This is a genomic window from Polynucleobacter sp. AM-26B4 (assembly GCF_018882285.1).
Taxonomy (GTDB): Bacteria; Pseudomonadota; Gammaproteobacteria; order Burkholderiales; family Burkholderiaceae; genus Polynucleobacter.
Genome location: NZ_JACVOT010000001.1, coordinates 134671 through 150797, shown reverse-complemented (window position 1 = coordinate 150797; position 16127 = coordinate 134671). Strand labels below are relative to the sequence as shown.

The following is a 16127-nucleotide window of genomic DNA, read 5'->3' as shown; positions in this document are numbered from 1 at the left end:
TATTTAATAGGTAAATCGAGAGAGAGTTAAACCTCTACTGGAGGATGCTCTCTTTCAAATCTCTTGGCAGTTCTCTTGAACAAAGTGATTAAGAAGGTCGCAGCAATAGCCAAGCTCAAGCTATTCGCAAACCAAAAGCCTTGAGCTCCTTGAAGAATCTCAGGGACATTGCCAGTCAAGTTAAATCCTAAAATATATCCACCGCCAAGTCCAACGCCCCACAATGAGATTGCGTAAATCCACATTGGCCAAAAAGCCACGCGGTAGCCTCTCAGAATAAAAGCAGAAGTAACTTGAAGAGCATCAAAGATTTGATAGAAGGCGATGAACAAAAACAGTGGTATCGCCATTGATCGAACATCAGCAGATGGAGCGTACAAGTCAAGTAAGGGGTATCTAAAAATCCAAACCAACAAACCAACAAAGACACACAAAGTTGTTGTGAAGATCAATGATGACCAACCAATCTCTTTTGCCAGAGTTGGTTTATCGGCACCCAGTGATTGAGCTACCAAAGTAGATGTTGCAATCGACAGTGACAAAGGCAACATGTATAAAACCGTGCCCAAGTTGGCCACAATTTGATGGCCTGCCAATGGAACTGTTCCCAGTTTAGCGATGAACAAGGCCATGAAGGCAAATGATGTCACCTCAATCAAGTAACTTAAACCAATCGGTAAACCCAATTTGAGCAAAGTGGCAATTCTGTGTAAATTTGGTTGGCTGAACTTTTCATACACCCCGAATACTTGATAAAAATTTCCTCGATAAACAATCACCAGCATCATCAAGAACCAAAGCCAGTTGATGATCACAGTTGCCAGAGCGCAACCAGGACCACCCATGGCATCAACACCAAAGCCACCATAAATCAACCAAGCATTGAGAGGAATCTTTAAAAACAAACCACCGATCTGTAACCAGGTGACCACCGCTGGTTTGGAAATGGCATTGTGAAACGCCACCAGCACTCGCATCGCTAAACTGGCTGGTAAACCCCAGGCCACAATTTGCAAATACAAAATGGCTTTTGCTTCTACTTCTGGGCTGGCATTCGCAATAGATAAAAAAACACCAGGGTTCATCAAAATCAACATGCCAAAAATACTGAGACCAAGTGACAGCCACCAGCCTTGACGAACTTCTTCGCCAATCTCAGAGAATCTTTTGGCACCAAATAACTGACCAGCTATCGGAGCCAGCGCTGAAATAACACCTGTCAAACCAACATAAATACTGATAAAAATCGATCCTGCCATCGCCAGTGCAGCTAAGTCATCGGTAGAGTATCTGGCCACCATGGCGGTATCCATCACTCCAAAGGCGATTACTGCTAATTGGCCAACCAATAAAGGGCCAGCTAAAGAGAGTAAGCGGGGGATGTCTCGCTTGAGATTACTGAGCATGACTCAGTACTTTATAAAGCCTCAGTCTTTCATTTCGATCGCTCACTCGACGATCTTCCCAAATCAACTCAAGGCTCTTATCCAATTGTTTTGCTTTCTTTCTGGCTTCACCTGGTTGATTGCTGATCCATAGGTCACAATTGACATCATCCTTGAACTTCAGTTTTGTGAAATAAACAAATGAGGCTAACTGCCCATTACCAAGATGAGTTGAGTTGATGCAAACTGATTGAGATGGCACCACTTGCACTAAACGTTGCGCGACATCACGATATGTTTTTGCGTAATTGATTGTAGGTAGCCAGAGTGTCATCAGTAACACCCAAGTTAAAGTTGTACCAGCTGCAGATATGACCACTGCTCGCCAAATAACTTTTGGTGCTCTAGATGTTCGCCACTTAACAACGCTCACCCACAACCCTGTGACCACGATGGCTGCAAGCAATGCTAGCCAACTGAATTCTGGAACAAAGCCAGGGACTTTCTTAGCAATATTTCTTGCAAGACCTGCGGGCATGTTGGTTGTCATCGCAAACCACATGACCCAAATGAAGGCGCCAACTAATGTGAATGTGAGTAATGCAAACCAATCAATGAAACTGATCACGCTGCGTTTAATAATAGGAAGACTAAAACATGCCCAAATAACCAATGGAGGGATGATCAACAGCAAAGATTGTTCACTGAGAGCTTTGAGATGAGTTTGATAAACCAACACTGCGATCACAATGCCCAGCGGTAATGCCATGTTCGGATTGCGTATGCCACCCAATGGATTATTGGCACCTTTGCGCCAAAACCAAATACTCCATAAGGCTAAGGGCCAAATAGGCCAGGCATAGAGCGGTAAGTTTCTGGCTAAAAAGCCCGATGACTTGGCTGAAAGAAATGGTTGAATGGCGTCATTGCTCCACCAAGCTTGCCAAGCAGCTTGCATTTGACCGGTGCTTAAATCAGACATCCACCATAAGAGTGGCCAAACACTGATACCCAATAATGCTATCAACCAAGTGCTGGCAAGCCATTTTGGGTGCGGTTTGACTTCGCAAATAATCAAAGAAATAATCAAACCAATAAAAATTAAAACAAACAGCCAAAGTGATGCAGACAAGGCAATCACTGCCAAACCAAGGCCTGTCCATGCACCGCCTTGCAGAGGTTTATCTAAACCTCTGACCATGCCGTAAATAACTATCGAGATACCTAACAATTGAGCTAAGGCTGGGGTTGTCTCATGGGCGCGCATGGCTAAACCAATACAGGCCAAGAAAATCATGAGGGCGCTGTCAGCCAGGGTTCTGCCATAGTCTCTTGGTTCAGGTTGACCACCTAAAGCAAATGCCGTTGGTTGAACTTCAGGACGACGCCCTAATAAATAAGAAGCGTTCCAGATAGCCATGCAGCTCAAGAAAAAACATCCAGCAGAATAGAGCCCTGCAGCGTTTGTAGGCCCCATCACTGGGCCAAGTAAACCAATCAAGCTGGCGCCTAACCAATAGGGCAGTGGACCTGCCAGGATCTCAGTTCTGCCATCAATGTGAGGCAGTAGCCAATCTAGCCATGAACCATTGGCCAAAGTCCACATCGCCCCAAAACCAGCAGCATCATCATTTTTCCAAGGGTCACGACCAAAGATACCTAAAAATCCATAGATGGCCGTGATCAACACCAAAACAAAGCGAGGCAATGTTGATGTGGCAGCAGCGGTTAATCGAATGGATCTCATGAGGCTTAAATTTTGACCTGATTAGTCGAGAATGAAAAGCTTATATGTAAAAAAGGCAGCGTGAGCTGCCTTTTAAGATTTCTTTGGTAAAGCTGAAATTCTTAGGCAGTTGTTTTGCCTGTTGCTTTTGTACCAAATTTCTGACGGAACTTCTCAACACGACCAGCTGTGTCCATGATCTTCTGAGTGCCAGTGTAGAAAGGGTGTGACTCTGAAGAAGTCTCAATCTTAGCCAATGGATACTCTTTGCCATCTTCCCATTTGATTGTTTCTTTGGTGTTGATAGTAGAGCGTGTTTTGAAGCTGAAGTTGTTTGATACGTCTAGGAAAACAACTTCTTTGTAATCTGGGTGAATGCCTGGTTTCATTTAAATAGTCCTTTAGCCTGGTAGCCGCCCATCGAATAATGGGTACTTGCCTGAATTAAAACGAGAATTGTAGCAAAAAATACTAGATATGGGCTTGTTTTGGGTAAAACTGACTGGAAAACCATGATTTAAGCCAGTTTTTACCTCAATTTAGCCCCCGCGACGCATCAATTCAAAGAATTCAGCGTTATTTTTAGTGGATTTGAGTTTATCCACGATGAAGTTCATCGCTTCAATATCATCCATGTCAGAGATCAGCTTACGTAGAACCCAGATCTTCTGAAGAATTTCAGGCTTGATCAAGAGTTCTTCACGACGAGTACCTGACTTATTCAAGTTGATTGCTGGGTAAACGCGGCGTTCTGCAAGACGGCGTTCCAAATGAACTTCCATATTGCCAGTGCCTTTGAACTCTTCATAAATCAAGTCGTCCATGCGGCTGCCCGTTTCAATCAAGGCTGTTGCAATGATGGTCAAAGAACCGCCTTCTTCAATATTTCTGGCTGCACCAAAGAAACGCTTAGGTCTTTGTAGAGCATTCGCATCCACACCACCGGATAAAACTTTGCCTGATGAAGGCACAACCGTGTTGTAAGCGCGGGCCAAACGAGTGATTGAGTCTAATAGGATGATCACATCACGCTTCATTTCAACCAAGCGCTTGGCTTTTTCAATCACCATTTCTGCTACTTGTACGTGGCGCACGGCTGGTTCATCAAAAGTAGAGGCAACAACCTCACCTTTAACAGAACGTTGCATCTCAGTCACTTCCTCTGGACGCTCGTCGACCAATAAAACGATCAAAACTGCATCTGGGTGATTCGCTGAAATAGCGTGAGCAATGTGCTGCATCATCACTGTCTTACCAGACTTAGGTGAGGCAACTAATAAGGCACGTTGACCAAAACCAATCGGTGAAATCATGTCAATGATTCGACCTGTCAAATTCTCTTCAGCTTTGATGTCGCGCTCAAGCAACATCGGGCGATCTGGGTGAAGAGGAGTTAAGTTTTCGAACATGATGCGGTTTTTAAGCGCCTCAGGAACAATGCCATTGATCTTGTCTACTTTGACCAAAGCAAAGTAGCGTTCACCTTCCTTAGGTGTTCTAACTTCACCCTCTACAGCATCACCGGTGTGTAAGTTAAAGCGGCGAATCTGCGCTGGAGAGATATAAATATCATCTGTGGAAGCCATGTAAGAGGCTTCAGGCGAGCGAAGGAAGCCAAAGCCATCAGGTAGAACCTCTAAAACGCCATCACCGAAGATGGTCTCACCACCTTTGGCACGTTTTTTTAGAATTGCAAACATCAACTCTTGCTTGCGCATGCGCTGAGTGTTTTCAATTTCTAGGCCAGTGGCCATTTCAAGAAGGGCTGATACGTGTAGTGCTTTAAGTTCGGTGAGATGCATGTGTTTGGAGTTAGGCTAAGGCCTCAAAGAAAGAACAGGATTTTGGAATGTTTGATCAGAACAGGACGTTCTGTCAGTTGTTGGAAGGATTCTACACCCTAAATTCAAAAATGAGCAAATTAAGTGCTTAAAAGGAATGAGGAGCTCTTTAGGTGAGCCCCTCAGATATCAATATTTAGATATGGCTATCCAAAAATGCAGTCAACTGAGACTTAGACAAAGCGCCTACTTTTTGAGCAGCTACTGTGCCATTTTTGAACAAAATCAAAGTTGGGATGCCGCGGATACCAAACTGAGCTGGAATACCCTGGTTTTCATCAACGTTCATTTTTGCAATTTGAACCTTATCTCCATACTCTTTGGCAACTTCTTCAAGAATTGGGCCAATCATTTTGCAAGGACCGCACCATTCAGCCCAAAAGTCGAGCAATACTGGCTTATCAGACTTCATCACATCTTGATCAAAAGATGCATCACTTACGTATTTAATAGCGTCACTCATAAGAGTCCTTTGGAATTAATTGTTTTATTTATGATTGGTTGTAAAACTCGTTTTTTTGATAATTCACCAATAACAAGCAATATATTATCAATAAGTGCTTCTTTGTGCATACTTCTACTTCAATGCCATATTTCAAACACCACCTTTTGACTCCCGATGAGCAGGTATTAAATACCCTGGCTGATCTCGTTTGGACGGTGGCCAAGGAAGAGCAGCGCAGTCCAATGGTAATTTTGAGTACTTCTGGCCCTGCGTATTCCTTGAGACAAGCTCTTGAAAAGCGTCGACCATCTGGCTTGCCTTCAAATTTAGTCTTTCTACCCCGAGTGCTGGGTTTGGCTCAATGGTTAAAAGAAACACCTGGCTTAAAAAATGAAGGTGTGCAGAAAACAGATCTTGAGCGTTGGTATGAGGTCTACCGAGCGCTGAGCGATAGACCTCAATTGAGTTCACTCTTGATGGATAGCTCTGATTCGTCTAAGTGGTCTTTGGCCAAAAAAATCATCGAAGTGTGCGACTTACTATCCGATGCCACTTTGGAAGTTTTTGATGAAGTGCTGGAGTCTGCTCTGAGTGATGCTATTGCAGAGGTGTATCAAGGAGCATCCAAACAGGTGGTTGAGGTGGAGGCTCGGATTGTCTTGGCATTTTGGGAAAATTTAAGCAGCGCCCAAGATCCAGTCGTCAGACAGCGGCGAGCCATGGGCTTGAGGATTGCTGAAATAAAGAATTTAAATGGTGTTGCTCAGCAGACCAACAGCCACTCTCCAATCATTTTCATTCAAACAGCGCAAGCCAGTCCTGGATTTGAAAAAGCACTAGAGCAAGTTTGGCAAGCTCATGCATCAGTCACTGCATTTCACCATTGTTCTTTGGATTATTCAAAAGTTGCACTTTGGCCTGAGTGCCTGAGTGATATAGATGACTCCAAAGAAGTGATTGAATTAAATCGTCAAGATTTTTTTAAACCAAATCAAAAAACTTCCACAGGTGATCGCCATATTTTTAAAGCGCTTGGTTTCGAAGATGCCGCTTGGCAGGGCGCTGGTGCTATAGAGAAATTTTTACAAGATGGTTGCCAACACATCGCATTGATTGCGCAAGATCGTTTGGTTGCTCGTCGCATGAGAGCCTTGCTCGCAAGATTTGGTGATGGTTTATCGGTCCATGATGAAACCGGTTGGAAACTATCAACCACCAGGGCAGCCGCATCAGTGATGTCGTGGATGGACGTGGTTCGTCATCCAGCAGGCCCATCTTCTGTTGAGTTGATGGATTTTCTAAAAAATCCTTATATTGATTGGTCGGCTTTTGATATTGAGCATGATCAAGTGTCTGATTGCTTAACCTTCCTTGAGCAACGCTTGATTCAAGCTGATGTCAGAGGATCTTGGTCTGGATTTATCTTAGCGCTAGACTCTGATAATGATGAAACCAATGCTTTGATTAACATCATTCGGAAGCTTAAAAACCAAAGCAACCGCTGGCAAGCTGCATCTAACTCTTGTCTTGCTTGGCTAGATTTACTTGAACAAGATTTGATCGATTTGGGCATGTCTGCACGATTGGCCCAAGATATTGCTGGTCAGCAGTTGTTGGCGTCTTTATCTCCAATGAGACTGTTGCACCATCATCCGATGAAACAGGTGGAGTGGCTATCCTTATTAAGTTCAATGCTTGAAGATGCCAGTTACATTGAGAGTAATCCAAGGCAAAGTGCCAGCATCACCATCTTGCCTCTCAGTGCTACACGCTTAAGAAGATTTGACGCTTGGGTCATGGTGGGGTGTGATGACACTCAGTTACCTTCATTGTCAGATAGCCCAATGTTTTTATCGGCTCAATTGAGAAAGCTTCTCGGCTGTAAAACTCAAGAAGCTGAATTCATTCAGCAAGCGATGGATTTATCTCAACTGATGATCTCTCATCAACATTGGCGGATGATTTGGCAGTCGCTTGGAAGCACTGGTGAGCCAAGGCAGCCATCGCCATGGTTGCAAAGACTCTATGTCAACCATGCAGAGCTATTAAAAGATAGACTCGAAGTGTTGCCTACCTCTTATGAGGTAATGCCAATTGGCCAGCCAAAACCAAGTTTGCCCAATGACTTTGTCAAACCAGCAAGCATCAGCCCAAGTGCTTATCGAGCGTTAAGAGAATGTCCTTATCGTTATTACGTGACCAGGTTATTGGGTCTCAAAGAGAGAAGTGGATTAGATGCTGAGGTTGATCTAAGTCTGGTCGGAAAGACACTGCACGCAGCTTTGTATGATTTTTATCATGGTCTAAAAACTCAAGCACTTGAAACAGACAATATTTACGAGCGTACCAAGTTATTAAAGCAACGCTTATATGCCATCTCTCATAAACATTTCAAACCATTGCTTGAGGTTGATGGGCGATGGTTGGCTGCTTGGATCGAGTGGGAGACTTTGATTCCGTCTTGGATTGATTGGCATATTCAACGTGAGCAATCTGGATGGGTGTTCCATGATGGCGAAAAGCAGGTCGGTTTTGATTTACAGACACGTTTTGGTGACATTCGTGTTTCTGGATTTGTTGATCGTTTAGATATTCACCCGCAAGAAGGCGTTGAAGTCATTGATTACAAATTCAGTAGCAAGAATTCAATCACCAAAAAGAAAAACAACCTACAAGATGATCCTCAATTAGTCATTTATGCCAAAGCTGTGAATGGTCATGACATGGTGAATCGTCAGCCCGCAACAATTGCTTCGTGGGTTTCTGTCAAAGAAGATGAGGCACGGGTTGAGGTTGATGATTTGCAAAACCAAATGAATGAGCTCCCCGCACAAATGATTTCTGACATTGAGTCTCTGTGGGGTGGCTCACCCATGGCCGCAAGTGCTCCCGACAGTATCTGTCAGTATTGCCAAGCTCGAGGCATCTGTCGCAAGGGGATGTGGTCATGATTGATCAGTTGATTCTTGATTCATGCGATCCTGATCAATCGGTGGTTGTGGAAGCTTGCGCTGGCAGTGGCAAAACATGGCTATTGGTATCTCGCATCATTCGACTTTTACTCGCTGGCGCAAAGCCCAGTGAAATTCTTGCAATTACTTTCACCCGAAAAGCAGCACAAGAAATGCGCGGCCGTCTCGATCAAGTACTTTTGCAGTTTGCTAATTGCCCAGAGGATGAATTAATTCAAGAGTTGATGGCGCGAGGTTTATCTGCTGAAAACGCCAAATTGGCATTGCCCAAAGCAAGATCCTTGTTCGAAGATGTTTTATCCGATCCCCGTCCTTTGAATGTTGAAACATTCCATGGTTGGTTCAGCAGTCTTTTGCGTGGCTCACCACTGGGTTCTGGAGTTCCTCAGGGGCTGAAGCTTCGAGATGATTTTAAAAGGTTGCAAGACGAGTGCTTAGAGGATTGGTGGACGAATTTGCCATCGAGCAGCAATGTTGCTGTGCGCGCGTCATATGAGCTGCTCGTCAAAGAGCTGAAAGCCAATAATGCGAACGATCTGTTGATTGGCTCAAAAGGGTTCTTAACCGTTAAAGCAGAGTGGTGGAGTTATATAGAGCACTGCAAAAAGCAGGGCACAAATCCCATGCAAGCAATCAGTGATCACTCTGATTGGTTGGCAATCCAAGATCCTCTCAAAGTCATGTTGGATGATTCACAAGCGCTGATGAATTTGATGAGTTTGGCCAGTCATTTAAAAAATGGTGGATCGAATGATCAAAAATATGCCAAGGCTATTGATGAGGCTCTGAAAAAACAGGCGCATGGTTTTTCAGTAGAGGATGTGGCTGCAGCTTTAAGGCCGGCCTTCCTGACTGCTGAATATGCGCCGTTGGCAAAGTTATCGGCTTCTGATGCAGTGAAAAAATCCCTCAAGCAATTGACCGATGCCCAAAACATAGAACAACAAATCAATAGCACCCGGCAGAACTGGGCTCAAGCCATGTATGACCATTATTGTTGGGATGCCGATCGTCGAGCTCACTCAATTCATCAAGCGTGGATCACAATTGGTGTGGATATGTTGAAACACTATCAGGCTAAAAAAGAAGTCATGCGTGTGCAAGACTTTTCAGATTTGGAAGCCTACACCGCAAAATTAATGCTCAAATCAGATGTGGCTAATTATTTGCAAGCCAGACTCGATGCCAAGTACAAGCATTTGCTCGTTGATGAGTTTCAAGACACCAATCCCTTGCAATGGCAAATCCTCCTGTCTTGGTTGAATGCCTATGGTGAAGATGAGAACAGACCCTCTGTATTTTTAGTTGGTGATCCAAAGCAATCTATTTATCGTTTTAGGCGAGCAGACGTCCGTTTGTTTGGTGAAGCTAAAGATTATCTAAATAAACAGTTCAAGGCCAAAGTTCACTTCTTTAACAAGACCAGGCGCAATAGCCCAGCAGTGATCAATGTGGTGAATGCTGTTTTTGCTTTGCCAGATGTGCCCAAGAATTATCCATTTCAATCTCAAGAGCGAAACCCAAGTGCTAAAAATAGTTATGGCCCAGGGGAGGTTTGGTGTTTGCCTTTGATAGGTTCGCCCGAAATCAAGCAAGAGCAATCAAGAAATGCCCTTGAGCATCCGTTCATTGATGTCAGCAAGCAAACAAAAGTTCAGCAAAGTTTTGACGAAGCATTGCAAGTTGCTCAGTTAATTCAAAAAATCAAACAAGAAAAAAATGCCAACTGGGGAGACTTCCTGATTTTATTGAGGTCAAGAACTCATTTGGCTCAAATTGAAAAGGCTTTCAGAATTTCCGGCATTCCTTGTGACAGCCCAAGGCAAGGGGGGTTGCTCAAGACCCTTGAGGCTGAAGACATGGTGGCTTTGTTATCGGTTTTAATAACGCCGAGTGATGACCTGTCGTTGGCCCAGGTATTGCGTTCACCCATTTATGGCTTGTCTGATTCAGATTTGCTGGCTTTGATGGTTGCTAAACAGTCTCAAGAGATTCATTCTCTTTGGCAATTAATTTCATTGCCTGAGCATCCGCACCATCATATTTATTCAGATATAGCTGCCTGGGCGGAGTTGGCTAAAAAATTACCGGTTCATGATTTACTAGACCATATTTATAGTCAAGGCCAAATTCGTCTGAGATATGCGCGCTCAGCACCTATGTTGCAGCGAGATCAAGTGCTGTCAAACTTAGATGCCTTTTTATCTTTGGCGCTCAATCTCGATGGCGGTCGTTACCCAAGTTTGTCTCGGTTCATCAATGAGCTTAAAAAAATCAAACGTGGTGCTGAAGAAGAAAGCCCGGATGAGGGTGAGTCATCTGGTGAAGATGAGGCTGATGAGAGCTCAGAGACGTCTGAGAAGCGCGTCAAAATCTTGACCATACATGCTGCCAAGGGTCTCGAATCCCGCTTTGTATTTTTGATGAACACCAACACAAATAAGTCTGCCAGAGATAACGTAGGTGTCTTGATGAGTTGGTTGCCTGGTAACGATGCTCCTGATCACATCTCTCCAACTTTTTCAGCTAAGCCAAAAGATCCAGCACGAGAATTTCTACGTGAACAAGAAGAACAAATTTCTCAAATAGAAAATTGGAATCTTCTTTATGTTGCTTTGACCAGGGCAAAAGAGGCTGTTTACATATCAGGTTCTGCCAATAAAGGTGACTCTAAGAGTGAGACTGCGATTGCTAAAAATAGTTGGTATGACCGAATGGTTAGGGCGGACGTTCAAGAGTTGCCTGAAGCATCAGAGTTGCCCGTTAAAGTAGTTGATCAAACTTTGATGTCTGCAAAAACTGATATCGAGCCCTCATTTGCTGATTTCAATGTTTTATGGCGAGGCAAGCCAAATACCAATATCCGCTTTGATGAGGAATTGGTGAGTGTTGAGCAGCAAGACATGATTGATTTGGGTGTGGCTTTCCATGCTGTGATGGAGCATGTGATGCGTGCTGGCATCACAGATTCTTCTGGCATGCCAAGCACAGAAGAAATGGTTGCCTGGCTCAACCTCAGTCCTGAGGTTGCCGCTGAATCAAGGCGTTGTGCTTTGAATGTGTTGAATTCAGTTAAAACCAAACATTTTTTCTTTGATCCAGCGATTCAAGCTTCATGGGAAGAGTTGGATATTGCTGACTCAAATGGAAGATTACTCAGAATTGACCGCTTGATTGAGTTGCCAAACGAACTGATTATCTTGGACTACAAGTTATCGATTCCAGCGCCAACGAGCGAGTTGTTTGCTAAATACGATGCTCAAATGAGTACTTACAGAGAATGTGTGGCTCAATTGCGACCAGATAAGCCGGTAAAAAGTTATTTATTGGGAGCAAATGGCGATGTTTTGGAGATGAGTTCTACTCAATGAAAATATTTTTGACCCAAAAATCCTTGATTAAACAAGTTAGTAGGTGGACGAGCCTGACCCTCGGCACTGGCAGTACTTGGCTTTGGCTGCTTCGTTCCCGACCTGACCAGGTTACCAAGCCACCATGCGAGGAGGCCCGTCCTCTGACATTCTACTGCCTTCTACTTGTAGAATGACAATATGACTGCATTAGCTTTAGCCCGAAAGTGGCGCCCAAGAGATTTCTCAACCTTAGTTGGCCAAGAACACGTGGTCAAAGCTTTGACCCATGCGCTTGATCAGCAGCGTTTACACCATGCTTGGTTATTCACAGGCACAAGGGGAGTTGGTAAAACAACCATTTCTCGTATTTTGGCCAAGGCCCTGAATTGCACGGGAGCGGATGGTCAAGGTCAAATGACTTCTCAGCCTTGTGGCAAGTGTCCAGCTTGTACAGAAATTGATGCTGGACGTTATGTTGATTACATAGAAATGGACGCGGCGAGTAATCGTGGTGTTGATGATATGGCCCAATTACTTGAGAAGGCCATGTACGCTCCAAGCAGTGCACGTTTCAAGGTCTACATGATTGACGAGGTCCACATGCTCACCGGTCATGCATTCAATGCAATGCTTAAAACTTTGGAAGAGCCACCGCCTCACGTTAAATTCATCTTAGCAACCACTGATCCACAAAAGATTCCTGTGACAGTTTTATCGCGTTGCTTGCAATTCAATTTAAAACAAATGCCGGTCCCTTCAATTGTTGAGCATTTGGAAAAAATTCTAGAGTCTGAGCAGGTGAAGTCAGAGATTGGTGCATTGCGTATTTTGGCCAAAGCTGCTCAAGGATCGATGCGTGATGCTCTATCTTTGACTGATCAAGCGATTGCCTATGCAGCCGGACCAGTAAGTGAATCTGCGGTCCGTGCCATGTTAGGTACTTTGGACGAAACATACTTGATCCAAATTTTGGATGCATTGAGAACTGGTGACGGTGGTGCTTTGATCGCTATTGCGGATGAGATGGCTGCTAGAAGCTCATCCTTTTCTCTTGCTCTTCAAGATCTAGCCTCTTTGTTGCAGAAAATTGCCGTGGGTCAAACAGTTCCATCAGCAGTCTTGGACGACTGGCCAGAAGCAACTGAAGTTCGGCGTTTGGCATCACAATTTAATAAAGAAGATATTCAGTTGTACTACCAAATTGCTATTACCAGCCGCCCAGATCTTTCTTTGGCACCGGATGAGCAAACTGGTTTCACAATGACACTTCTTAGAATGCTTGCTTTTAAACCTGGTGACGGATCTGGCTCAGCTAAATCAAGTCAATCTAATCAAACACCAAGAGCAGGTGGCACTTCGATCAGTTCTGCTGCTAAAGCGGCTGCAGCACCTAAGGTGGTTGCAACATCAGTGACTCAAGCGCCATCAGCACAAGTTGCACCAGCAGCTCCAGTTGCCTCAGTACCTCAATCAACAGCTCCAAAATCATCTCCTGTGACTTACAACTCTGAAGATCCAGATTGGCAGTCATGGATGAAAGCTTTGCCAGTCAGAGGCTTGTTACAACAGTTGGCATTTCAAACAGAACTGCAAAGCTGGAATGAGCAGGGTGATTCAGTCAAAGCAACTGTGATCGTCGGAATGCCTCAGCTGGCGAGCAAAGAAAATGTCTTGCGTTTGCAAGAAGCCTTGTCTAGTCACCTCGGAAAATCAGTCACGATTTTGATTGAAGCAGGCAAAGCCAATCACTCAATCGCAGCGGTAGAGGCAAAGATCAAGCAAGAAAAACAAGAGGGGGCGGAAGAGTCGATTGCCAACGATGATTTTGTGAAAACGATTCAAGCTGAATTTGGTGCCACGGTTGTCCCTGGCAGCATTCGCCCCATTCAATAATTACTCATAAAACCAAATATTCATTCGGAGAAATAAAGCATGATGAAAGGTAATATTGCTGGCTTGATGAAGCAGGCTCAGCAGATGCAAGAAAACATGAAGCGCGCTCAAGCTGAGCTTGAGGCTCTTGAGGTGATTGGTCAGGCCGCTGGTGGTTCTGTCAAAGTAACAATGACAGGTAAGCATGCATTGAAGCGTGTTGAGATTGCTGACAGTGCCATGGATGACAAAGAGATGCTTGAAGATTTATTGGTGACTGCTTATGCAGATGCTTATCGTCAAATTGAGCAGATATCCAGTCAAAAAATGTCTGGTGCGACGGCTGGTATGCCAATGCCACCAGGCTTTAAGTTACCGTTTTGAGATTGTTAGCGAATAGTCACAATGTCAGAAAATAGATCTCCTGATCAAGCTCAAGACGCTCTGCAACGGATGGTGCAAGCTTTGAGAGCTTTGCCAGGTGTTGGCCCTAAGTCTGCCCAACGAATGGCCTTTCATTTGTTGCAGCATGATCGAAATGGCGCGGCAGTGTTAGGGCAAAGTTTGCTTGATGCAGTGAACCATATTCAGCATTGTTCATCGTGTAACACTTTTTCAGAGCTAAATATTTGTGGCACTTGCTCTGATGAGCGACGTGACCCAAGTATTTTGTGTGTGGTTGAAACACCCGCGGATCAATTGATGGTTGAACAAACCCTGACTTATAAAGGTTTGTATTTTGTTTTGATGGGAAGACTTTCTCCATTGGACGGCTTAGGCCCTAATGAAATTCATTTGGATCGCTTGATTGAGCGTGTAGAGAAAAGTCCAGTTCCTGTCAAAGAAGTTGTGTTGGCCACTAACTTCACCAGTGAAGGTGAGGCGACGGCCCACTACATCGGTGAAATCATGAAGGTGCGTGATATCAAAGTATCAAGAATTGCCAGAGGTGTTCCAGTGGGTGGTGAGCTTGAGTATGTTGATGCCAGCACCTTAGCAAGAGCGATGATGGATCGTCGCTCAGTCAGTTAATTTTTAGGATTTCATGCACATTCTGATCGCAAACGATGATGGTTATCTGGCTCCTGGTTTATTAGCCTTGGTGAATGCACTGCGCCCTTTGGGCAAGATCACGGTGATTGCTCCCGAGCAAAATCACAGTGGCGCATCTAATTCGCTGACATTGTCTCGACCGCTCACTGTTAATCGCATGGCTGGTGGCGATAGAGATAACTTTTTGTATGTGAACGGCACACCAACTGATTGTGTTCACATTGCACTCACTGGCTTATTAGATTCAAAACCTGATTTGGTGGTCTCCGGCATCAATCAAGGTGAGAACATGGGTGAAGATGTACTTTATTCAGGCACAGTGGCGGCTGCTATTGAAGGCGTGATGTTTGGTATTCCAGCGATAGCTTTTTCTCAAGTAGCCAAAGGTTGGGCAAGACTTGATGATGCTGCCCAAATAGCTAGAGATATCGTGATGCAACAGATCAACTCTCCCGTGGATGGTGTTTTGAATGCTGGTGAAAAGCCCACATTGCTGAACGTCAATATTCCTAACCTACCGTATGAATCTCTCAAGTCATGGCGAGTGACCAGATTGGGTAACAGACATCATTCGCAAAATGTCATCATGCAGAACAATCCGCGTGGCGAACCTATTTATTGGATCGGACCTCCTGGTGATGCAAGAGATGCCACTGAGGGAACCGATTTTCATGCTATCAATCAAGGACAGGTATCTATCACTCCTTTGCAGTTGGATTTATCCCATCTCAAAACTCGTGAAAAAATGATTCAGTCTCAGTGGCAAAAAAATTAATTTAATAGGGTGGCTGTGGTTAAAAAAGATCCCATGTTCGATAAGGCTCGCCTTCAGCTAGCAGAAAAAGTTGCTGCCAGTGGTGTGCGCAATCGTCAGGTATTGGAGGCGATTGCAACCGTGCCACGTCATGCATTCATTGACCATGCTCTTGATGCAAGAGCCTATGAAGATTCAGCATTGCCGATTGGCCATCAACAAACAATTTCTAAGCCATCGGTGGTAGCGCGCATGGTTGAGCTACTCTTGCGCCCTAAAAAAGACCTTGGTAAGGTCCTGGAAATTGGCACAGGTTGTGGCTACCAAGCTGCAATTTTAAGTTTGGTGGCCCAAGAGGTTTATTCGATTGAGCGAATCAAGCCCTTGCATGAGCAAGCCAGAGCAAAACTAAGACCTTTTAGAATTCCTAATTTACGCTTGGTCTATGGTGATGGCATCAGAGGCTTGCCGCAAGCCGCTCCATTTGATGGCATCATCCTGGCCGCGGCTGGTTTAGGCATCCCAGATCCATTATTAGATCAACTCGCCATTGGTGGCCGATTGGTGGCGCCAGTCGCTAAAAATGAAGAAGAACAGCAGTTGGTAGTGGTTGAACGAGTCAGTTCACAGCGTTACCAAAGAACAGTTCTTGAAGAAGTATTTTTTGTGCCTTTACAATCAGGTATTGTGTAATTTAATCGCTATTTAATTGCGTCATTGACTGCT

11 protein-coding genes, 1 other RNA gene and 1 pseudogene are annotated in these 16127 nt (G+C 44.4%); 7 read left to right on the top strand and 6 right to left on the bottom strand.

All coding sequences use genetic code 11. From position 1 onward, the window contains the following. Window positions 1-26: 26 nt before the first annotated feature. The 5 genes from ICE88_RS00675 to trxA all read right to left on the bottom strand — a co-directional run bounded on the left by ICE88_RS00675 (window position 27) and on the right by trxA (window position 5415). On the bottom strand, window positions 27-1406 hold the full coding sequence (locus ICE88_RS00675) for an MATE family efflux transporter (RefSeq protein WP_216248410.1): 1380 nt from the start codon (window positions 1404-1406) through the stop codon (window positions 27-29). Then, window positions 1396-3132 (bottom strand): glycosyltransferase family 39 protein, encoded by a 1737-nt coding sequence (locus ICE88_RS00670; protein ID WP_216248408.1) that lies wholly within the window; start codon window positions 3130-3132, stop codon window positions 1396-1398. The genes ICE88_RS00675 and ICE88_RS00670 overlap by 11 nt, the downstream gene beginning before the upstream one ends. A gap of 101 nt (window positions 3133-3233) precedes the next feature. Then, window positions 3234-3500, bottom strand: coding sequence for a type B 50S ribosomal protein L31 (locus ICE88_RS00665; protein ID WP_216248406.1), 267 nt, complete (start codon window positions 3498-3500; stop codon window positions 3234-3236). Between the two features lie 150 nt (window positions 3501-3650). Beyond that, the gene (gene rho, locus ICE88_RS00660; RefSeq protein ID WP_215291620.1) at window positions 3651-4913 is read right to left on the bottom strand and encodes a transcription termination factor Rho; all 1263 of its coding nucleotides are present in this window, start codon (window positions 4911-4913) and stop codon (window positions 3651-3653) included. Window positions 4914-5088: 175 nt separating this feature from the next. Then, window positions 5089-5415: a thioredoxin TrxA gene (gene trxA / locus ICE88_RS00655; RefSeq protein ID WP_089516562.1), complete on the bottom strand. Its 327-nt coding sequence runs from the start codon at window positions 5413-5415 to the stop codon at window positions 5089-5091. A 104-nt stretch (window positions 5416-5519) separates the two neighbouring features. Here trxA and ICE88_RS08615 point away from each other — a divergent pair, with 104 nt between their 5' ends. Then, window positions 5520-8348 carry a PD-(D/E)XK nuclease family protein gene (locus tag ICE88_RS08615; protein WP_216248404.1) on the top strand — a complete coding sequence of 943 codons (2829 nt, stop codon included), beginning with the start codon at window positions 5520-5522 and terminating at the stop codon, window positions 8346-8348. Then, on the top strand, window positions 8345-11740 hold the full coding sequence (locus tag ICE88_RS00645; RefSeq protein WP_216248403.1) for an exodeoxyribonuclease V subunit beta: 3396 nt from the start codon (window positions 8345-8347) through the stop codon (window positions 11738-11740). The genes ICE88_RS08615 and ICE88_RS00645 overlap by 4 nt, the downstream gene beginning before the upstream one ends. A 43-nt stretch (window positions 11741-11783) precedes the next feature. Here the strand turns inward: ICE88_RS00645 and ffs are convergent. After that, an RNA gene (gene ffs, locus ICE88_RS00640) (signal recognition particle sRNA small type) lies at window positions 11784-11881 on the bottom strand. Window positions 11882-11920: 39 nt separating this feature from the next. On the opposite strand from ffs, the gene dnaX reads away from it, so the two are divergent. The 5 genes and pseudogenes from dnaX to ICE88_RS00615 form a co-directional block, all read left to right on the top strand. Further along, window positions 11921-13615 (top strand): DNA polymerase III subunit gamma/tau, encoded by a 1695-nt coding sequence (dnaX, locus tag ICE88_RS00635; protein WP_216248401.1) that lies wholly within the window; start codon window positions 11921-11923, stop codon window positions 13613-13615. A 39-nt stretch (window positions 13616-13654) separates the two neighbouring features. Then, entirely contained in the window at window positions 13655-13978 is a 324-nt protein-coding gene (locus tag ICE88_RS00630) for a YbaB/EbfC family nucleoid-associated protein (protein ID WP_089516566.1), read from the top strand. Window positions 13979-13999: 21 nt separating this feature from the next. Then, a complete protein-coding gene (gene recR / locus ICE88_RS00625; protein WP_216248400.1) occupies window positions 14000-14626 on the top strand; it encodes a recombination mediator RecR in 627 nt (208 codons plus the stop codon). 13 nt (window positions 14627-14639) lie between these two features. After that, a complete protein-coding gene (gene surE, locus ICE88_RS00620; protein ID WP_216248399.1) occupies window positions 14640-15422 on the top strand; it encodes a 5'/3'-nucleotidase SurE in 783 nt (260 codons plus the stop codon). 39 nt (window positions 15423-15461) lie between these two features. Beyond that, window positions 15462-16094: pseudogene (locus ICE88_RS00615) on the top strand (protein-L-isoaspartate(D-aspartate) O-methyltransferase); the annotation flags it as partial. Window positions 16095-16127: the final 33 nt, after the last annotated feature.